Here is a 21012-nt window from a genome sequence, read left to right on the forward strand (position 1 = left end):
AAGGACCGATCATTATGCAATATTCTGAAAGAATCTTAAATACTCCATCCTCATTTATTCGAAATATTTTAAAAGTGACAGATGCAGAGGATGTCATTTCCTTTGCAGGCGGGCTTCCAAATCCTATCTCTTTCCCAATTGATGCGTTAAGAGCATCAGTAGATCACGCTATTACAAAAAACGGTAGCCGCCTATTTCAGTATTCTTCAACACAAGGTTATGCACCATTACGAGAGTACATTGCTGCTAAATATCAACGTGTTCACGGACTTGATATACATGCTGACGACGTCTTTATTACAACAGGTTCACAGCAAGCACTTGAATTAATTGGAAAGGTGCTTATTAATAAGGGCGATGGCATTATTATTGAAGAGCCTGGTTACTTAGGAGCTATTCAAGCCTTTACATTAGCTGAACCAACCTTCCATGGGGTAACACTAGAAAACGATGGTCTTAATCTAGAAGAATTAGAGCAAGCCCTACAACAACCAAATGTAAAATTTATTTACACCGTTCCAAACTTCCAAAATCCAACTGGTCTCACATACTCGAAAGAAAAGCGTGAGCAAATTTACGAATTGGTTGCCAAATACGATGTTGCTTTAATTGAGGATGATCCGTATGGGGAGCTTCGTTTCCAAGGCGAGCCACTTCCATATATCGGTGCTGGTAAATTAGAAAATAGTATTTTACTAGGTTCTTTCTCTAAAACAGTCACACCTGGCATGCGCCTTGGGTTTATCATTACAAAAAACAAAGAGCTTTTACAGCATATAGAAACTGCTAAGCAAGCCTCTGATCTTCATACTAATATTTTCTCGCAATATGTTATCTATGATTATTTAGCAAGTAATGATTACACGGAACATGTTAATAAAATAATTAGTTTGTATAAAAATCAATCAGAAGCGATGCTTGCTGCGATGCAAGAATTTTTCCCTCCTCATGTTGAATATACACGACCAGAGGGAGGCATGTTCATTTGGGCGACAATGAAGGATGGTACACCAGCTCTTGATGTATTCCATAAAGCGATGGAACAAAAGGTGGCCTTCGTGCCTGGGGATCCATTCTATACATCTAAAACGAACGTGAATACTATGCGATTAAACTATACAAATGCAACACCTGAAGTAATCCGCGAGGGTATCAAACGTTTAGCAAGTATACTGTAAAAAAATGAAACCGTATAAACGCTCTGAAAGGCGTTTATACGGTTCTATTAATGTGGATAGTATATGGTCATGCTGAGACGTGTTAAAGTCTTCCCTGGGTTGATATATGTGTGGGGACAATCAGCTTTAAAACGGATTGCATCACCGCTTGCTAATCGATAGTCCTTTTCCTGTATTCGAATCGTTAACTCACCATCAAAAACGGTTAAATATTCCACTGTTCCTTCTCTATGCGCCTCAGCGTGTAATGTTCCCTTCTCCTTTATCTCGATACTATAAATTTCAAAGCGACTATCCTTTTGAAAAGGAAAATGAGGGTAGACGACATATTTCCCATTATCTCCCTGTATTGCATGAATGTCCTTGCCTAAGATGAGCTCTGTCTCTGCCTGCGGTTGATGAATGAGCTCTGTAAATGAAACCTTTAACCCATTAGCTATTTTCCAAATGGTCGTTAATGTCGGGCTCGATTCCCCTCTTTCAATTTGCCCGATCATAGCTTTACTTACACCGCTAAGTTGTGATACTTTCTCTAAACTTAATTTCTCTCTCTCTCGAATAGTCTTTAAATTTCGAGCAAAAATCAGTTGAATATCCTCCATCATCTAACCTCCGTTTATATACAATATAACGTACATTATGTATAATAAAACAAACAACATTATAATGTCCATTTCGGACATTATAACATACAACATAAATGAGGTGATGGTATTTGCCTGTATTTTCCTTTTTAGTATTTATTACGATTACAAGCTTCACCCCTGGTCCTAATAACTTTATGGCTATGGTATTTGCCAAACAGCACGGCTTATCAAAAACTTTGCCCTTCTGTTTAGGTGTAGGGATTGGTTTTTTTATGATTATTACTTTGAGTAGCTTTTTCAACATAATCATGCTGAATATTATACCGATTATTAAATTACCCTTAACCATTTTTGGTGTCGGCTATATGCTATACTTAGCCTTTAAAATTGTGACAAGCAAAGAGCAGGACGCAAACAACGAGGTCGAAGAAAAGCGGAACTTATTTTTTGTAGGAACCTTCTTACAATTTATCAATCCAAAAGGAATACTATTTGGGATTACCGTTGTTGCCACTTACATCCTTCCTTACTATTCTTCCTACATAAGCTATCTGCTTTTCTCACTCCTTTTAGGTTTCGTAGGAATTATTAGTACGTTCAGTTGGGCATTATGTGGGTCCGTTTTCCAAAAACTATTGCAACAGCATCGACAAATATTTAATATCATCATGGCTTTATTACTTGTGTATAGTGCCATTTCAATTGTTGTTCATTAAAAAAACAGCCCTCAACTGTCGAGGGCTGTAAGTAAAAAAGAACTGAACTTTTATTTTGTATATGTTAAAACTGCATTTTTTTTGAATTTCGCCAAAGCTTCCGTTGCCTCATTTTTATTTGCATACTCAAAAATACGAACATCCTTTTTATCAAATACTGTAATAACCCACATGTAAAAAGCTCCCTTCTCTTATTTTTTGTACTATAACAATCACCAAAATTTATGCGACTTCTCGTCAACTGTTTTACAACAATCCCTTACTTAATACTTATTTTACGCTGAATTTTAGAAAAAGAAAGCTTTATGTGAAGGTCTTCACAAACTGTTCAATTTCAAACCGCTTACATTGAACAATTTGTGAATTTCTTTATTTTTTAGGTATATAAAGGATATGGGATGTTAGGTTTATCCGTCACTTTTTGCTTTCTATCCTCTACATTTCGCTCTTTATCCATCGCCATTATAGCTCTATCCATCTCCTAAAAAAAAACCGTACAAGCGTACGGTTTTAACTGTAGTAGTAGATTTTATTTCTATAGCCCCTAGCAAAATGCTGCTTCTTGCTTTTGTGTTAATTCAATCTCAAAGCCTAAATCCTCCAACATACGATAATCACTATTTGCTTCCTGACCAGCAGTTGTTAAATAATCCCCAACAAATATACTATTTGCTGCATAGAGGCCCAGCGGCTGTAGACAGCCGAGATTGATTTCACGTCCACCCGAAATTCGGATTTCCTTTGTTGGATTGATGTAACGGAATAACGCTAAGACCTTTAAACAATAGCGTGGGTTTAAGTCCTTAGTCCCTTCTAGCTTTGTCCCATCAATCGCATTTAAAAAATTAACAGGAATAGAATCGGCATCTAATTGATGGAGAGCACGTGCAATATTGACGACATCCTCCTTTGTTTCCTTCATCCCAATAATGGCACCCGAACAAGGAGAGATACCATGTTTTTTAACAATCTCTACTGTATTAACACGATCCTCATACGTATGTGAAGTTGTAATGAAGGAATGGTGACGCTCAGAGGTATTCAAATTATGGTTGTAACGATCCACCCCTGCCTCCTTTAATTGCTGTGCCTGTTCTTCTTTTAGCAAGCCAAGGCAGGCACAAACTTTCAAGCCATACTTTTCTTTAATTTCTACAACTGCCTCGCTTACGACATTGACATCCTTCCGTGTGGGCCCTCGACCACTTGCCACAATACAATACGTTCCAATCTTGTTGTCAAATGCTCTTTTTGCACCAGCCAAGATTTCCTCTTTCGTAATAAAAGGATATTTTTCAATAGGTGCAGTTGATTTAGAGGATTGAGAACAATAGCCACAATCCTCTGGGCAATAGCCGCTTTTAGCATTCATAATCATATTGAGCTTTACTTTTTTACCATAATAATGCCGACGAATAGCAAAGGCACCGTCCATGAGTTGTAATAGCTCATCATCCTTACTATTTAAAATAGCAAGTGCCTCCTCATTGCTAATGATTTTGCCATCAATTACTTCCTGTGCTACCTGTAAAAAATTCATATCATAGTTTCCCCTTCCCCTTGAGAAATACTTACTCTTCTAGCTGACTGAAATACTTTATACAATTTCTCAGCTAATAAGCCGGCTGAAATAGCTAAGCCAAAATCAGCAACGATACTGCTTAAGAAGCCAACAACTAAAACATGTGACCAGCTTGTTTTCATATCTAACCAGAAGTTTAAAGCTATATATAAATATGGAACAGCTACGGCATATACAATGAAAAGCCCTAAGATTGTCGCTCCAATAAAATGTTTCTTCGTTGGCTTCTCTATTCTTTCAACGATTATTCCAATTACATAAGCGGCAAGAGCAAAGCCAATAAGATAGCCAAATGTCGGCTGTAAAACATACGTGATGCCCCCGCCCTGCGTAAAAACAGGTAGCCCTACTAAGCCAACGCCGATATAAACAAGCTGACTATAAAACCCATTGCGGCTACCTAGTAAACAACCTGCTAAAAAGACGAAAACAATTTGTAAGGTAAACGGTACAATTGGTAAAGGGATTTTAATAAAAGCTCCTATAGCCGTTAAAGCAGCAAACATGGCAATCATGACTAATGCTAATGTGGAGTGCCGTCTAACCAACTTTATTCCCCCCTGTCTTTGAAAAATTGTTCAATCGTTTCTTTCGTTGTATTAATCATGAAAGTCATTTCTTCATTTGTAATGATGTAAGGTGGCATAAAATATAAAATATTGCCAAGAGGTCGTATGAGTAGACCTTTTTCTAATGCTTGCTGATAAATTTGGTAACCAATTCTCTCTTCACTTGCAAATGGCGTTTTCGTCTGACGGTCTGCAACAAGTTCAATAGCCCCCACTAAACCAACTTGTCGGTATTCACCCACATAAGGCATATGACCAAATGCTTCCATTGCTAGCTGACGCATTTGTTGCCCCTTGCGTTGAATCATGTCCATTATTTGTTCTTCTTCAAATATTGTTAATACTTCAAGCGCCACACGACATGCCAACGTATTGCCAGAGTAGCTATGAGAATGTAAAAATGCTTTCATCGTTCCATATTCATCATAAAATGCGTTGTAAACTTGATCACTTGTTAGAACAGCGGATAATGGTAAATAACCTCCTGTTATGCCTTTTGATAAGCACATAAAATCTGGTGTGATACTGGCCTGCTCACAGGCAAACATTGTCCCTGTACGGCCGAACCCAACAGCAATTTCATCTGCAATTAAATGAACATCATATTGTGAGCATAATGCTCGTAGCCGTTGTAAATAAATGGGTGGATACATTTTCATCCCCGCTGCTGCTTGAATAAGTGGTTCTATAATAACAGCCGTGATTTCCTCATGATGCATCTTAAGCTGTTCTTCTACAAAATGACTACATGGTGCATCACAGCTTTCTGGTAGTTTTTGGAACGGGCAACGAAAACAATCCGGCCCCTGGGCACGTACAGTATCCAATAAAAGTGGCTCAAATACTTCATTGTAAAGCCCTACCCCTCCTACAGATAAAGCACCAACGGTTTCACCATGATACGCATCTGTAAACGCTAGAAACCGAGTTTTTGTTTGTTTTCCAGTCTGCATATGGTATTGAAAGCTCATCTTCAATGCCACTTCGACGGCAGAAGAGCCGTTATCCGCAAAAAATACTTTATGTAAACCAGGTGGTGATAAAGCGACTAATTTTTCAGCTAATTGGATAGCCGGTTCATGTGTAAAATTAGCAAAAATCGTATGCTCCAATGTAAAGGCTTGATGACTTAAGGCCTGACTAATACGCGGATTGGTATGTCCAAATAAATTTACCCACCAGGAGGAAACAGCGTCCAAATAGCGTTTGTCATGCTCATCATAAAGCCACACACCTTGTCCCTTTTTTATAACGATAGGTGGAAATGCTTCATAATCTTTCATTTGTGAGCACGGATGCCAAATATGCCGTAAATCTCTAGCCTGTAAGTCAGTTATTTCTCGGATCATTTCCATAAAGCCTTTCAAATAATGTTGTGTGTGTAATGTTGATATTCGCTAGTTCTGAAATATCCTGAAGACGTGGGATAATCGCATAGGGCAATGGATGGTACTGTAAAATCGTATGAATATTATCCTGTTCCATCATACTGCCCGTGTCACCGTTAAAAACAATACCAAGAACGTCAATCTGGCGTGATTGCAATGCCTCCATTGTTAACAAGGTATGATTGATTGTCCCTAAGGTTGTCCTTGTAACAAGCACTACTGGCAATTTGCTGCTCACAATGACATCAAGCAGTGTGATGCTTTGTTGAACATCTAAAGGCACAAACAATCCCCCTGCTCCCTCAGCTATAACAACATCATAGGATTCTTGTAAGAATTGAATACGCTGTAAAAGATTTTCTACATCAATTTGCTGTCCCTCCAGTTGAGCAGCAAAATGTGGCGATGCGGCCTCCTTAAACGAATAGCCATTCATATGCTCTTTATTTAACACTTGCAAGGAATACTTTTCATACATAGCTGTATCTGCATAATAGCTATGCAAATTGTCGTATATCTCGCCTGTTTGAACTGGCTTGAAAGGTATAATTTCCAACCCCAACCTTTGCAATTGACACATCAACAGTGTCGTGACAATCGTTTTACCAACATCTGTATCAGTACCGACTACCCAAAAATGTTGCATCGTTAACCTCCCCCTCTTTTTAAGTTAACCTAAGACACTTTAAAAGTTAACACATTTATTTTCTTTTTGTAAATGCCTATTCTTTAATTTCTCAGAAACTTGTACAAAAATAGCAAAATCTTGTCATAGCTTCTTGAAAATTTAACCCTTTCAAGGAATGCGCTAACTGAATTTGCTTTCTCATAAAATAAAGCAGGAGATACTTCTTAAATGAAAGGAGTTTTATCTAGTTGTGTAGTATTACACTATATGGGGGTGGTTGTATGTTTGGGATTTTTAAAGACGCAGAAAAAAGCATTGATACATATGAACAAGTGCATTCAATTTTAAAATCATTGCTTACCTATGAACTAAAAGAATTACCAACTCGCTATGAATTTTGGTATCGTGTAGCTATTCGTCAGGAGGAGTGTCGTAGTCTTCAAGCGGAACATCGTGCAAAAATTTCGATGACCTCTGCAGTAGGACGCTTTCATCAAAAACAATATGAAGCGATGACAAAAAAACTAGCTAAACTTGAGCGCCTAGCTGATATTTATAAATTATTTTGTCTGGAGGAAGAACGAGCGAACCTAAATCATCGACTGTCCTTCCATCAAGAAGACATTGCCGCTCTATACGATCACATTCAGCATAAAGAGCTTTATACGTATTGTGACTCGGTTCAGCTGCAATTTTGGGAAGCCATCCGCGATGACATTTTACATGCAATCGCAGACCTTGATTAAATAAAAAAAGCCAACGTTTTTATTCAAAACGTTGGCTATCTATTTAGGCAAAATACTTTGACATTCTTAGTTGAAGCATTTGTTTAAACTCTTGTGACTGGTCAACTTTAATCGCTACTTGATTATAATGTTTTTTAATGCCTAACATAAAAGTCACTTCCACTGGCTCTTTCATTTTTAAAATGACGTGCGGATAAGCCTCACCAAAATCACGTGCCACGAAATCTATCGTATCCTTCGATAATTTTCCTTCTAACTGACCCTTATCCTCTATAACCTCTTCTATTTTATTAAAATCGATTTCTGTACGCTTCATTAAACCTAGCGAAATATATATTGTTTCGTCTGTTACGTATACAGGATTTAATCGAATCGCCTGCATATCTGCGATCAAAAAGATCACTGAATATATATTAAGAATGAGCAAAACAATGGAAAGAATCATGGACTTCTCATGTAGCCACCAGTGAATGCCAATCGTTTCAATCGCAATACCGTGGATAATCATAAGTTGAAAGGCGATATAGCTTGAATTTTTATGCAAAGTAAAACCGAGGCGTTCTTGTCGCTTCCAGCTAGCAACCCCATAATAAAGGACAAGTAAATCCGAACAAATCATTTGAATGACAGGATGCTGCGGAAATTGTTTTTCTACAGCTTTTGAAAATGAAAATATATCTGGTAATGAACTGGCACGTACATCAGCTAGAACTCTTGGCAGATAGCGGACAAGTGTAGCAATGAGTAAAATTTCTAACACGATTATAATACCTTCAAGAGCAAAGCCTGCCCACGTGACTGCCACAAATGGCTGAAGATGCTCAATTGGAATGATAAAACGTGCGGCAATACAGCCAATTGCGACTAACAATATGGACTGCTTTAATGAGAACTTCCCTTTATAAAGCATCCATAATATAGGTATGACAACTACTAAATCAATGAGGGAACCTAAAACAACTCCATTTGTTTCGATAGGCAAGATGACCGAACCAAGACCCGAATTATAAAGCGTATAATTGCTGACTAGCACGATGAATAACAGAGCTAGCCATATATTTTGCTTTTTCCTTAAAACCATCATTCTAACGCCCCCTACACACTATTAATTACACTTTATTGTAAATGGTGAATTATGTATATATTACAGGCATAAATGATTATATTTTTTCCATTGATGTTCAATATTTTTTCACATTTTAAAACTTTACAGAAATTTCTTGCGATAAACATGTGGTGAATAGCCTGTATATTCTTTAAACTTCTCAATATAGTAACTGACAGTACTAAAGCCTGTATTGGCAGCAATAATAGTGACGTTTTGCTCGTCATCCCTCAATAATTCAATACTTTTGCGAAGTCGATATTGTAATAAATAAGTAAATGGGGTCAGTCCAATTACTTTCTTAAAATACCGACTGCATTCAGCCCTACTTAAATACACGTGCTTCGCTAAATCCTCTAGCGTTATTTTTTGCTGATAGTGTGTATGTAAAAAATTCAGCATCGCTTTAGCCCGTTCTTGTTGCACAATAATTGAGGGGTCCACAATTTCCTCCGTCAGCAAGGATTGGGTTAACATCACTTCCCAAATGTATAGTAGCTCCCTCCATACTTTAAGTTGATAAAAGGCCTCTTGCTTTTGTAATATATCAGCCATACATGCCACTTTTTGAGTTAACTCCTTCGTAAGTTTAAGGTAGGGCTGTCGATGAGTAGTTAAATAAGGTTGAACATAATTAGTCATAAAAATACTGCCATCATGCCCTCCAATGATTATTGGGTCCACGTTTATACAGTAAACAATCGCATGCTCCATTTGAAAGGGCTTCGCCTCATGTAATTCTGAGGTATTGATGAATAGCCCCTCCCCCTCCTCTAAGACTAAAACATTCGCTCCTACCCGATACTTAGCACATCCGCTTTTGAGATAAACAAATTGAATTTCTTTATGCCAATGGAGCGGTAGAAAATCCATACTATCCATGTTCATGGTCGTTTCATACAAGGCAACTGGAAATTCTTTTGATCCGTGCAATGTTAGCTCTTGCAAATCTTTCGCAATTTTTATATGGGTTAAAGGCAACCTCATCACCTCAATATTTTGATATTTTTAATGTGTTAACACGATATTTATTCTGTTCCGGACATCTTATAATCACCTTATATTGATAGTTTAGGAGATGTTCGTCAATGAATCAAATCATCAAAAAAAATCGTACCCTCGGTTTTTTACTAGTAATCCTTGGGGCAAGTTTTTGGGGAATCGGTGGAACCGTAGCCCAAAAACTATTTCAGGAGGAGCAAATAGCTGTAGAATGGCTAGTTTCTAGTCGCTTACTTTTGTCTGGTCTATTACTCATAGGAATATATAAAATTACCCATCGACATGAGTCAATCTTTATCATGTGGCGGACAAAACAAAATGCCATGAGACAATTATTATTTAGTTTATTAGGCATGCTTGCTGTCCAATATACGTATATGATGTCTATTTCCATTGGAAATTCAGCGGTAGCCACGCTTCTACAGTATTTAGCACCTTTGTTCATCATGGCATATTACTTTTTATCTAAGCAAAGCCCTTTGACAAAACAGGATAGTATTGCCGTTACACTTACACTTGTTGGAACTTTTTTATTATTAACAAATGGGTCCTTTTCAACTTTGTCAGTACCTTTTATGGCCGTATTCTGGGGTGTAGTATCAGGACTTTCAGTTGCCTTTTATACACTATATGCTGTTCCCCTTTTACAGCAATTCCATTCCTTACTTGTTGTAGGGTGGTCCATGGTCATCGGTGGGATTGTTATGAGTTTCTTCCATCAACCATGGTCTATTGATGTATCGAACTGGACATTTTCTACGATTGCCTATTTTCTTTTTATTATTATATTCGGCACAATGCTAGCGTTTTGGTTTTATATTGCTAGCTTGCATTATTTATCCCCAAAGGAGTCAAGCTTATTAGGAAGCTTAGAACCACTAATGGCTGTCATCACAAGTGTATGGTGGTTAAAAATAAGCTTTGGAGGTTACCAATTTATTGGTACTTTACTAATTCTTCTAATGATTCTATATCTCACAGTGTTTCAAAAGAAACAGGCTTAAACACCTTAATATCTGATTTTTCTGACTGTCAGTAGTCAATACCTCCTATATTAAATATTGGTTTATATGAATTAATACATAAAATTTACATATTTCATATATCTTTTCTCCTTGTTTGTCTACTATACTGAAAATAAATGACAAATAAAAAGGGAGGTATTAGTTATGAATAAAAAAGTTATTTTTTTTGAGGTTGAAGGTGGCACAGACAAAGGATCAGATGGCTATCGTCCAGATACAATGCCAATGGTGGAAGCTTTAAAGCAACGTGGGCAAGATGCAGAGGTGTTATTTTTTGATATTGCAAAAAAACAGCAAATTTTTGACTACGTAAAGGAACATGGTGCTGCCTATGTATCCCGTATAAACCCCGGCAACTTGCAGCATGAGGAAGAATATTTCGCGATGCTTCGAGAACTTTGCCAAGTAGGCGTCATCGGCATGCCACATCCCGATGCGATGATTAGCTATGGCTCTAAAGATGTATTATCAAAGCTTACTGCTACCAATTTAGTACCTGATGATACATTTGCCTACTATACAATCGAGGCATTTAAAGCACAATTTCCTACTTCTCTAGCGTTAACAGAACGTGTTCTGAAGCAAAATCGTGGTTCTACGGGTGAAGGTATTTGGCGTGTAAAATTAGTAGAGCCTCTAGCCGAAGGAATTACCGAAGTTCCATTAGATGCACAAATTAAATGTACCGAAGCAAAAGATAATCATGTTGAATATTGGTCTCTCGGAGACTTCATGACATTTTGTGAGCCATATATTACTGGATTGAATGGTATGTTAATCGATATGCGATTTCTTCCACGTATTACAGAAGGTGAAGTTCGCTTATTGATGTTGCGCAATCACCCCGTTCACGTGGTACATAAAAAACCTGCTAATACTGAGGATGCCTTTAGTGCAACATTATTCTCAGGTGCACAATATCGCTATGATCAACCAGAGGATTGGCCTGAGCTTGTCGAAAGCTTTTTATCACAGCTACCTCAAGTAACGAACCTGTTAGGAGGATATGACTTACCTCTTATCTGGACAGCTGATTTTATGTTAGACACAGATGAAGCTGGCAAGGATTGCTATATTTTAGGTGAAATGAATTGTTCATGTGTGGGCTTTACTTCAGAGCTCTCCTTAGCACATCAAGTAGCAGAAGAAATTTTGGCTTGTCTCCAAGAGCAGACAATTGTAGTTACTCCATCATAAAAAAAAGTGCGATCTGAGAGATCGCACTTTTCATATATAAATTTTAATTGCTTGTATAAATTCATATATAAAATAACCAGCAAAGCCAAATAACAAGAATCCTGCGACAATCGTAAATGTTTTAATCATCTTCCGATTCATCGCTTTACGTGTAACTGAGACAATAGTTAGTAAACCGATATCGTGGAGTAAAATTCCACTCAGGACACCAGCAGCAATAATTAAAAAGCTTGTTTGCTCCCCTTGTCCGTAAGATTTAGCTAGAACAACGCCGAATACATTGACCCAAAAAACAAGGTTACCAGGGGATATAGCTACCAATAATCCATTCAAGTAAGAAGCAAAAAAGGACTTGGTTACTTTTTCTCCTGCCAATGTAATATCATGATCGGCATTCTTAATAGAGTCATACCCTAACAAGAATAAAAAGCCCGCTCCAATGATCCACATCGGAAGCTGTACCATGGGCATAGCCAAAATGGAGGCTAATCCCATATACAAGGCAAAAACTAATACGATGTCAATGGTCATGCCACCAAGCCCTACAGCCCAGCCGTGCAGAAAACCATTTTTAAGTCCTTGCTTTGTCATTTCGACTGTAATTGCACCTACAGGCATGGCAATGGCAAGTCCCACCAATACATACGCTACATATAAACTCAAAAAAACACTTCTTTCATGTCATCGATAAGCTTCATACGTCCGTTTATACTTCTACATTAGCATAAATATACTTAAAAGGAAATAATTATTAATAGTTTAACGTCTCTTATCTAGATTTATAGCATTTGTTTTTTCCATTGTCCTAACACATCATTCGATTTCACAAGATCCATTTTCAAGGTGATTTGCTTTGTAGAACAGCGTTTTTCAGCTCTCTTCCAAGCCTCCTCTAAAGCAGGTAAATAGCTTAAATTTTTTGTAGTAGCTACAAGCTGTAAAAAAATATTACCTTGAATATAGTGCCAGCGAGGATTCATACCATCTAGCTTTATAGCCTCCTCAATTAGTCTAAGTGCTAAATAAGGGCTTCCCTCATGACGATTTAAAAATTGAGCAAAAGCACCCCAATACAGACCTTTGTTAGGCTGTAATTTAATAGCCTCTGCAAATTGAACCATCGCTTTGTCTTGTTCTTTAGTAAGGACGTAATATTCAGCCATCGTATAATAAGCGTTTGCCTGTGCTTCAATGGGTCCTGCTAATAATTCTTCTATTACTTTCCCAAACTGTTCATCATCTTGAGTACCGATATAGGCTGTAAGAACATCTCGCTCTGGGTACGAACCATCTGTACGTTCTTTACTTTGCATTATTTTTTCATCAGTCGTTTCAGGCATATCGGCATATCCATTTGCCTCCAGTAATGCAACATGTTGCTGAATAAGTTGATGGGTCTCGTCAGTTAAATTTATTTGGCTGGCAAGTATCTCCTTTGCTAGCTGGTAGCTCTCTTTTACTTGACCACTTAAAAATAAGTCATTTATTTGCTGTACTTGCTCATCCATTTGTTTTACCACCATTAAATCCTCACCTTCACTAAAAGAAAAATCTTATGGATAGTGTACCATCTTAGACAGGCAAGCAAAAGATAACTTATCCTAATTTTTCTACAATTCTTTTAATTTAAATGCTTTTACGTGTTGCTCTAGTGTATGTGCCATATGGGTCGTTTCATTCGAACTTTGTGCAACCTCATCAATACTTGCTGTTGTTTGCTGGGCTGCTAAGGTAATTCTATTCATGGCTTCCTCAATGTCTCTAATGGATTCTGTTAGTTGTTGTATCATCTGGACAATTTGAGCTGACTTTTCATTTTCAGCAGTCACTGCATGAGAAATACTTATGATTTCCTCAACTGTCTTCGCTACAGCGCTTGAAATATTTCCTAAGGATTGTGCTGTCAAACCAACTGTCTCTGTTCCTTTTTCAATATATTGCGTATTATCATTCGTTGATGACATCACTTGCTGAACATGTTTCAGCATATCCTGAATAAGCTGTTCAACCTGTAATACTTCTGCATTGGACTGCTCTGCTAGCTTTCGCACCTCCTCAGCAACAATCGCAAAACCTTTTCCATGCTCTCCTGCCCTAGCCGCCTCGATAGAAGCATTCAGGGCTAGTAAATTCGTTTGTGATGCAATACTAGCAATCGATGTTGTAATTGCCTGTATTTTAGCAGCAGACGTAACTAAGTTTTCAACAGTATGCTTTACTTCATCTGAACCACTTTGAATCGATACCATATCATTGTTTATATCTTTGGCTAGCCTTTCTCCATCTGTTGCTAGTTTCATAGTTTCTCGTGCATTATGAGCACTATCAGTAGCATTGTTCTGGATTACCTGCAAGTCCTTAGCTAAGGAGGTTAACACTTCGGTAGCATTTTCAGCGTGATGCATACCTGCCGTCACAGTGCTTGTTACTTCTTCGATATTATGAGCGACCTCTTGAATTGTGTTCGTCATATCGTTTAAGGTGCAAGCGGTTTCATCTGCATTATTAGCAAGTGTATTAGAGGTAGAACGCATGGTCATGATCATACTTTGCAGGCTAGCTGTCATACGATTTAATGTCTTCGCTAAATCCTCAACCTCATCCTTGCTGTTTATTTTTGTTTCCGCTACCGCTAAATTGCCATTTGCAATTTCTTTGGCTTGTTGAATAAGGACACTAATTGGCTTCACTTTTCGCCGGATTAAAAACCCTGTAATAATTGAAGCAATTAGCATAGGGAAAATACTAATTAATATGCCGCTCCGAACAACATCCCATGTACGTTCCTTAACAATATTGGCATCAAAATCGATGACACTGATGGCAATAATCTCTTTACTCGAATCGTGGTCTTTGAAAATGGGGGCATAGCCTGATAAGCGATCCATGCCAGCAAATGTATAGGGCTGAGAATAAGTTGGATGCTTATCTTGTAACAGCCTATCAATCGCTTCTTTATCAAGATAGAAAGAATCCCCAGGTGCAAAACCTTTCTCGGCTAAATGGTCATCCAGCGCTAACAATGTTCCATCAAGGGACAGAATATATTGAGTTTGAAAAATATCTTTGTGTCCAGTTGTCCAGTTTAAATCATTCCCAATACGTTCCCGAGCAGCCTGGTCCCCACGCTTGGCCTTGTCCATCTGCTCAGGAGATAATAAACCGGTTGTAATATTGGCACATCCATATGCCTCCACACCAGCAGCATCATAAAGTTTATTGTAAGCAGTTATGTATGTAGCGAACGATGTAATCCCTAGCATGACCACTAAAATACCAGCAATAATCGTTCCAAGTTGAAAAGTTAATGAATTTCGTAATTTCACGATTCATCTTCTCCCCCTTTCTTGTAATAATCTAAAAATTTCCCCCTTATTTTTTCATCATACTATAAAAAGATGTATTTAAAAAGCATCTTTATTTTTTCTAAAGAAACAAAAACATTGGATAAAAGTTCTGAATTATGCAATAATTGGGGTTCACTAACTTAATTATGAGGCATTCAATAAATCATCTACTAGGGGGGCTTACAATGAATAAACGTTTTCATTTTGTATCGCTTATTACTGGAAATTTGCTAACAATAGGAGCTATCTTCATTTATGCTATGCAAAGCCAAGTACATGTAGCCCTCAGTACGTATGGACTAGTAATGGGATTTCTAAGTACATTACTTGTGATTTTCTTTTATGTATGGGGAGATGAAAAGCAACAAATATCAAGTCGATTTTTAAAATAAAAAGAGTGATGAGCAGTTCTGATGTTTCAAGCAATGATGTCCCTTGCTACCTTTGTAGAACAGGGATTTTTCCATGTTTTCCAGGCTATTTCATTATGATTACGTCTAATTGATGTAGAAAAATTAAATTTTTTGTAGAAAATTTTAAAACAATGATTGAGTACTATATCAAATTTCTGTATAATCAGCTTGTTTGACAATACTTTTATGAACTTGGGGGTAGACAATTGGGTAAAGCATTGATTATCGGAGCTGGCGGAGTTGCCAGTGTTGTGGTACACAAGTGTGTTCAAAATTCGGACGTATTTGAGGAAATTTGTATCGCAAGTAGAACTGTTTCAAAATGTGACGCTCTAAAAGAAAAACTAGACGGCGGAAAAACAAAAATTCATACTGCACAGGTAGACGCAGATAATACAGAAGAGGTTATTGAGCTTATTAAAGCTTTTGGACCAGATGTAGTGATTAACGTTGCCCTACCTTATCAGGACTTAACGATTATGGATGCTTGCTTAGCGACAGGTGTGCACTATGTGGATACTGCAAACTACGAGCCACCTGAGACGGCAAAATTTGAATATAAATGGCAATGGGCTTATAAAGAAAAGTTTGAAAAAGCTGGCTTAACTGCATTACTTGGTAGCGGTTTTGACCCAGGTGTAACAGGGGTTTTCACAGCTCATGCGCAAAAACATGAATTTGATGAAATCCACTATATTGATATTGTGGATGCAAATGCAGGAGATCATGGTTATCATTTCGCAACAAACTTCAACCCAGAAATTAACATTCGTGAAATTACTGCGAATGGTCGTTACTGGAAAGAAGGCGAGTGGGTTGAAACAGCACCACTTGAGAAAAAAGAAGTTTATAACTTACCAGAAATCGGACCAAAAGATATTTACCTTCTATACCATGAAGAGCTTGAATCACTTGCAAAAAATATTAAAGGTTTAAAACAAATCCGCTTCTGGATGACGTTCTCTGAAAAATACTTAACACACTTAAAAGTATTAGAAAACGTTGGTATGACATCTATCGAGCCAATCGAATTTGAAGGTCAAATGATTCAACCAATCCACTTCCTAAAAGCGGTGTTACCAGACCCAGCTTCTCTAGGACCTCGCACAAAAGGTAAAACAAATATCGGTTGTATCATTCGCGGTCTAAAAGACGGTCAAGAAAAAACGTATTATGTGTACAACGTATGTGACCACGAAGAATGCTATAACGAAGTGGGGTCACAAGCGATTTCTTACACAACTGGCGTACCTGCTATGATTGGTGCAATGCTTGTAATGAACGGGGAATGGCGTAAACCAGGTGTTTGGAATGTAGAAGATTTCAATCCAGATCCATTCATGGATGCATTAAATAAATGGGGTCTACCATGGCAAGAAAGCCATAACCCAGAGTTACTTGACCTTGATTTAGATGCAAAGGAATTAAGCCGATGAAACCAATTGATTTTTCAAAAGTTCCATCCCCTTCTTATGTAGTGGATGAGCGATTATTAACAAAAAATCTTGAGCTTTTAAAATCAATTCAAGATCGTACAGGCTGCCGTATATTACTAGCCCTGAAAGGATTCTCTATGCATTCAACATTCCCACTAGTAGGGGAATATTTAGCAGGCATTACAGCTAGCTCCCTGCATGAGGCCCGTCTAGGCTACGAAAAAATGGGCAAAGAAGTTCACGTTTATGCACCTGCTTATATTGAGCATGAAATGGACGAGCTTCTAGGCTATGTGGATCACATTGTATTTAACTCATTTAACCAATGGGCTCAGTTCAAGGATAAAGTGAAATCTGCTGGTAAAACAATTGAATGTGGTATTCGTGTGAATCCTGAGTACTCTGAAATTGAAACAGCTCTTTACGATCCTTGCTATACGAATTCCCGTCTTGGAACGACTTTGGCTAACTTCGATAAATCTCAACTTGACGGCATTGATGGCTTACACTTCCATGCAATGTGTGAACAAAACTCGGATACGTTAGAGCGTATTATTGAAGTAGTTGAAGAAAAATTTGGTGATGTCTTACATCAAATGAAATGGTTGAATTTCGGTGGTGGTCACCATATTACACGTGAAGATTATGATGTAGAGAAGCTTGTGAACATCATTAATTATATCCAAGAGAAATATAACCTGCTTGTGTATTTAGAGCCAGGTGAAGCAGTGGCCCTTAATACTGGCTATTTAGTAGCTACAGTGTTAGATATTCAAGAAAATGGGATGGATCTTGCTATTTTAGATACGTCGGCAACATGTCATATGCCTGATGTACTTGAAATGCCATACCGTCCAATGATTATTGGTTCTGGTCAAGCTAATGAATTTGCCCACACGTACCGCTTGGGTGGACTAACATGTCTTGCTGGTGATGTTATAGGCGACTATTCATTTGAACAGCCATTAAAACCAGGAGATCGTCTGGTATTTACGGATATGGCGCATTATTCCATGGTCAAAAACCATATGTTTAACGGTGTTAACCTACCTTCTATCGTTTCATACAATGATGAAGAAGGTATTAAAATTATTCGCGAATTCAAATTTGAAGACTACAGTGGTCGTCTTTCTTAAGAACATGAAAAAGCCCTTCCGTTTTTTGCAGGAAGGGCTTTTTTAGCTGTATAGTCTTCTAACTTTCAACGTTGTGATAGCCATATTGGGGTGTGTTCACAATTACATTCTAAAGGAAAACGTAGAAGCCTAAGCCTCTACGTTTTCCTTTTCATTCTCGAGCATTTTGTGTAAATAATTAATAATTTCACGTATTCCTTCTAATGAATTGACGAGTATTTTTGGGTCAACATACGTAATCATTCGGTTTTCAAGATTAGCCACAGCTGTAAAGTAGCGAGTTTTACTATAATTCACAAGTCCTAACTGTTGAAGTATTGACTCATCTAAATCAAGAATTTCACGAGCTTCCGTAACAAGTAACCCATAGTTAACAACATCAGTATTCAATACAATTACCCGAGCAGTTGCTGTATTGGAAGAGCGATTATATAATATTCGTTCAAAGTCTAGAACAGGCACAAGTTCCCCACGAATTCTTGTAAAACCTAAAAGATAGTTAGGTAAGTGAGGAATAGGTGTTACCTGCTCTAATTTTTCAATTGAAATCGCTTGCTCTACTGGCACTGCATATTCTTCTGTACCACAAGCAAAAACTACTGCTTTTACACTTTCCATATGGTCACACCCTTCAAATTCAACTCATTATTTTTTGGCAGATTCTTTAACAATCTCAACTAGTAAATCTGCTAATTTCTCTAATTCTTCAACGGGAATTTTTTCATTTGTCGTATGAATATCCTCATACCCTACAGATAGATTAACGGTTGGGATACCAAAGCCTGCAATTACATTTGCGTCGGACCCTCCACCTGAAATTCCTAATGTAGGTGTACGATCTATTTGACGTGCAGCAGCCATTGCCACTTGAACGACTTTGTCTGACTCGGTTACACGGAAACCTGGATACATAAGCTTCACTTCAACTTCAGCTCGTGCCCCTAATGATGCAGATACTTGTTCAAATGTTTCTTGCATATGCTTTGTTTGAGCATCTAATTTAGTTTTATCAATCGAACGCGCTTCAGCTAGAATCGTAACTTCATCGCAAACAATGTTTGTCGCCTGTCCACCCTCAAATCGTCCAATATTGGCGGTTGTTTCTTCATCTAATCGACCTAGCTTCATTTGTGCAATACATTTTGACGCGACTGTAATAGCTGAAATTCCTTTTTCTGGCGCAACCCCAGCATGCGCAGTTTTACCGATAATCTTTGCGAAAATTTTAGCTTGGAACGGAGCTGCTGTGACGATACCTCCAACTTTACCATCACTATCCACAGCAAAGCCATATTTTGCTTTAATCATAGATGGGTCTAATTCTTTGGCACCAACAAGACCGCTTTCTTCACCAGCTGTAATAATAAACTCAATATCCCCGTGCTCAATATTTTGCTCTTTTAAGCGTTTGACCATTTCTAGTAATGCTGCTAGTCCAGCCTTATCGTCCGCACCTAAAATCGTTGTACCATCAGATACAATATAACCATCTTCACGTAATGATGGCTTTATGCCTTTACCAGGAACAACCGTATCCATATGAGAGGTAAAATAGATTGGCTCAACATCTAATGTACCTTTTAAAGTGGCAATAATATTGCCTGCACCATGTCCGTTACGTGTATGTGCGTCATCTTGGACTACTGTAAATCCAAGTGCTGATAACTTATCGACTAATATTGGTGCAATTTCTTGTTCATATTTTGTTTCTGAATCAATCTGAACGAGCTCAAAAAACTCTTCCACTAAACGACTTGTCATGTTGTAAAACTCCCTTAGTTTACGTGTTTTTCCACGTTATAGTATAGGTATTATTTTAGCACAACGTCAGAAGAGTTGAAATCATTCCACAACACTACCCACATAAAAAAGTCTGAGACATTCATCTCAGACTCAGCTTAAGCATTCAAAATCGCTCCTTGCTCTTGTTCAATTGTTTGTAGATAGTTCGATGCTTTATGATGTTTATCCTGTAAACGCCAAATTGTATTATGTACATCATCTTGGATACGTGACACCTGTTCTCTTGCGGTTGAAATTTTGGAATGGACCGACCAAGCTGAAAAAAGATCATCGAAGAAGTAATCAGCAAATTTAACAAAACCATCTGTTTCGATCTGTAGTGTCTTGGTAGACATCACATGAACATCTAATAACTCATTATGAAAACGCTGTAACGCTATTTGGGCACTATGTATATAATTTTCTGAGTGATTAAGCGCATCATGTTTTAAGTGTGTTGCAATAATTCCACCGCCAAAAAATGTATCCCACGTCGAATATCCGTTAGCCGAATGGAGGGAAGCAGCTGCTTGCCCCAACTTTGTCAGAGCCACCTCCCCTGCCTCCTCTGCTTCTTGAATTTCAGCAATCAGTTGCTTTGTGAGTAATTTTTCCTCAGCTAAATGCTCCAATCTCTGTGCTTGTATAGAATCATGCCTTTGTAAATAGCCCTTCTTTTTAGCGTGTATCTTCTGAAGCTCATCCTGTAATGCTATTTCATCAATCTGAGCTAATTTCTGGGTTACATGAAACTTATCTTCGCTTAAATCCATCTGCATTTTCTTCGCTTCTTTAATTTTTAATTCAAGCACGGCCGCTTTATCAATTTTCTCAGCCCGTAATTCATCCTGTTGCCCCGTCCAAGTCCGAATCATATTCATAAATGAGAAACCCTCTAATTTATGGAGCTTTGACCGAATATGATCGAGTGCCCTAGAATGTTTATAGATTTCCTGTTGTGTATAGTCAATCTGCTTGTCAATTAACAGTCCTTGCTCGTTTAGCCTTGCCGATTTTCTTAGTTGTGTATGAATCTTTTCCTGCTCTTTTTGTAATTGCTTCCATTCCATTCATATCAACTCCTTATATATCAGTACGGTTGAAAAAGAAAAATGTTTCAACTTTCATTGATTATCTGGCATACCAATTTTTGAAAAGTAAAAGCCTAGTAACTA

The 21012-nt window shown here is 37.8% G+C and carries 22 protein-coding genes; 8 read left to right on the forward strand and 14 right to left on the reverse strand.

Annotation, left to right across the window (positions count from 1 at the left end; all coding sequences use genetic code 11):
* Positions 1–14 precede the first annotated feature (14 nt).
* Positions 15–1178, forward strand: a complete 1164-nt coding sequence (locus ACE1MS_RS13970; protein ID WP_012295014.1) for an aminotransferase-like domain-containing protein — start codon at positions 15–17, stop codon at positions 1176–1178.
* Between the two features lie 47 nt (positions 1179–1225).
* Here ACE1MS_RS13970 and ACE1MS_RS13975 read toward each other — a convergent pair whose 3' ends face one another.
* The gene (locus tag ACE1MS_RS13975; RefSeq protein WP_031417460.1) at positions 1226–1780 is read right to left on the reverse strand and encodes a helix-turn-helix domain-containing protein; all 555 of its coding nucleotides are present in this window, start codon (positions 1778–1780) and stop codon (positions 1226–1228) included.
* A 113-nt stretch (positions 1781–1893) separates the two neighbouring features.
* Between ACE1MS_RS13975 and ACE1MS_RS13980 the strand changes: the two genes are divergently transcribed.
* Entirely contained in the window at positions 1894–2481 is a 588-nt protein-coding gene (locus ACE1MS_RS13980) for a LysE family transporter (RefSeq protein WP_031417459.1), read from the forward strand.
* Between the two features lie 50 nt (positions 2482–2531).
* Here ACE1MS_RS13980 and ACE1MS_RS13985 read toward each other — a convergent pair whose 3' ends face one another.
* From ACE1MS_RS13985 to bioD, 5 genes are all read right to left on the reverse strand, one after another.
* Positions 2532–2654 (reverse strand): hypothetical protein, encoded by a 123-nt coding sequence (locus tag ACE1MS_RS13985; protein ID WP_008178200.1) that lies wholly within the window; start codon positions 2652–2654, stop codon positions 2532–2534.
* Positions 2655–3025: 371 nt separating this feature from the next.
* Positions 3026–4021 (reverse strand): biotin synthase BioB, encoded by a 996-nt coding sequence (gene bioB / locus ACE1MS_RS13990; RefSeq protein ID WP_012295017.1) that lies wholly within the window; start codon positions 4019–4021, stop codon positions 3026–3028.
* On the reverse strand, positions 4018–4611 hold the full coding sequence (locus ACE1MS_RS13995; RefSeq protein ID WP_031417456.1) for a biotin transporter BioY: 594 nt from the start codon (positions 4609–4611) through the stop codon (positions 4018–4020). The genes bioB and ACE1MS_RS13995 overlap by 4 nt, the downstream gene beginning before the upstream one ends.
* Before the next feature lie 2 nt (positions 4612–4613).
* Positions 4614–5981, reverse strand: coding sequence for an adenosylmethionine--8-amino-7-oxononanoate transaminase (gene bioA, locus ACE1MS_RS14000; protein ID WP_416277661.1), 1368 nt, complete (start codon positions 5979–5981; stop codon positions 4614–4616).
* Entirely contained in the window at positions 5962–6666 is a 705-nt protein-coding gene (bioD, locus tag ACE1MS_RS14005; protein ID WP_012295019.1) for a dethiobiotin synthase, read from the reverse strand. Before bioD ends, bioA begins: the two co-directional genes overlap by 20 nt.
* 263 nt (positions 6667–6929) lie before the next feature.
* Between bioD and ACE1MS_RS14010 the strand changes: the two genes are divergently transcribed.
* A complete protein-coding gene (locus tag ACE1MS_RS14010; protein ID WP_012295020.1) occupies positions 6930–7394 on the forward strand; it encodes a hypothetical protein in 465 nt (154 codons plus the stop codon).
* A 43-nt stretch (positions 7395–7437) separates the two neighbouring features.
* Here ACE1MS_RS14010 and ACE1MS_RS14015 read toward each other — a convergent pair whose 3' ends face one another.
* The gene (locus ACE1MS_RS14015) at positions 7438–8478 is read right to left on the reverse strand and encodes a hypothetical protein (protein WP_036164087.1); all 1041 of its coding nucleotides are present in this window, start codon (positions 8476–8478) and stop codon (positions 7438–7440) included.
* Positions 8479–8601: 123 nt separating this feature from the next.
* Positions 8602–9486 carry an AraC family transcriptional regulator gene (locus tag ACE1MS_RS14020; protein WP_012295022.1) on the reverse strand — a complete coding sequence of 295 codons (885 nt, stop codon included), beginning with the start codon at positions 9484–9486 and terminating at the stop codon, positions 8602–8604.
* Between the two features lie 101 nt (positions 9487–9587).
* On the opposite strand from ACE1MS_RS14020, the gene ACE1MS_RS14025 reads away from it, so the two are divergent.
* Positions 9588–10505, forward strand: coding sequence for a DMT family transporter (locus ACE1MS_RS14025; protein ID WP_012295023.1), 918 nt, complete (start codon positions 9588–9590; stop codon positions 10503–10505).
* A gap of 165 nt (positions 10506–10670) precedes the next feature.
* Positions 10671–11723: a Cj0069 family protein gene (locus tag ACE1MS_RS14030; RefSeq protein ID WP_012295024.1), complete on the forward strand. Its 1053-nt coding sequence runs from the start codon at positions 10671–10673 to the stop codon at positions 11721–11723.
* 30 nt (positions 11724–11753) lie between these two features.
* On the opposite strand, the gene ACE1MS_RS14035 is transcribed toward ACE1MS_RS14030, so the two are convergent.
* From ACE1MS_RS14035 to ACE1MS_RS14045, 3 genes are all read right to left on the reverse strand, one after another.
* The gene (locus tag ACE1MS_RS14035) at positions 11754–12386 is read right to left on the reverse strand and encodes a LysE family transporter (protein WP_031417445.1); all 633 of its coding nucleotides are present in this window, start codon (positions 12384–12386) and stop codon (positions 11754–11756) included.
* 116 nt (positions 12387–12502) lie between these two features.
* Positions 12503–13246, reverse strand: coding sequence for a tetratricopeptide repeat protein (locus ACE1MS_RS14040; RefSeq protein WP_031417443.1), 744 nt, complete (start codon positions 13244–13246; stop codon positions 12503–12505).
* 87 nt (positions 13247–13333) lie between these two features.
* Positions 13334–15049 (reverse strand): methyl-accepting chemotaxis protein, encoded by a 1716-nt coding sequence (locus tag ACE1MS_RS14045; RefSeq protein ID WP_099805291.1) that lies wholly within the window; start codon positions 15047–15049, stop codon positions 13334–13336.
* Between the two features lie 206 nt (positions 15050–15255).
* Here ACE1MS_RS14045 and ACE1MS_RS14050 point away from each other — a divergent pair, with 206 nt between their 5' ends.
* The 3 genes from ACE1MS_RS14050 to nspC all read left to right on the forward strand — a co-directional run bounded on the left by ACE1MS_RS14050 (position 15256) and on the right by nspC (position 18055).
* A complete protein-coding gene (locus ACE1MS_RS14050; protein ID WP_012295028.1) occupies positions 15256–15462 on the forward strand; it encodes a hypothetical protein in 207 nt (68 codons plus the stop codon).
* Positions 15463–15689: 227 nt separating this feature from the next.
* A complete protein-coding gene (locus ACE1MS_RS14055) occupies positions 15690–16919 on the forward strand; it encodes a saccharopine dehydrogenase family protein (RefSeq protein WP_012295029.1) in 1230 nt (409 codons plus the stop codon).
* Entirely contained in the window at positions 16916–18055 is a 1140-nt protein-coding gene (nspC, locus tag ACE1MS_RS14060) for a carboxynorspermidine decarboxylase (RefSeq protein WP_031417437.1), read from the forward strand. Before ACE1MS_RS14055 ends, nspC begins: the two co-directional genes overlap by 4 nt.
* A 129-nt stretch (positions 18056–18184) precedes the next feature.
* On the opposite strand, the gene ACE1MS_RS14065 is transcribed toward nspC, so the two are convergent.
* From ACE1MS_RS14065 to ACE1MS_RS14075, 3 genes are all read right to left on the reverse strand, one after another.
* Positions 18185–18673, reverse strand: coding sequence for a chemotaxis protein CheW (locus ACE1MS_RS14065; protein ID WP_008181662.1), 489 nt, complete (start codon positions 18671–18673; stop codon positions 18185–18187).
* Between the two features lie 27 nt (positions 18674–18700).
* On the reverse strand, positions 18701–19816 hold the full coding sequence (locus ACE1MS_RS14070) for a M20/M25/M40 family metallo-hydrolase (protein WP_012295032.1): 1116 nt from the start codon (positions 19814–19816) through the stop codon (positions 18701–18703).
* A 137-nt stretch (positions 19817–19953) separates the two neighbouring features.
* On the reverse strand, positions 19954–20907 hold the full coding sequence (locus tag ACE1MS_RS14075; protein ID WP_325881631.1) for a hypothetical protein: 954 nt from the start codon (positions 20905–20907) through the stop codon (positions 19954–19956).
* Positions 20908–21012 lie beyond the last annotated feature (105 nt).

Source organism: Lysinibacillus sp. fkY74-1, assembly GCF_053165895.1.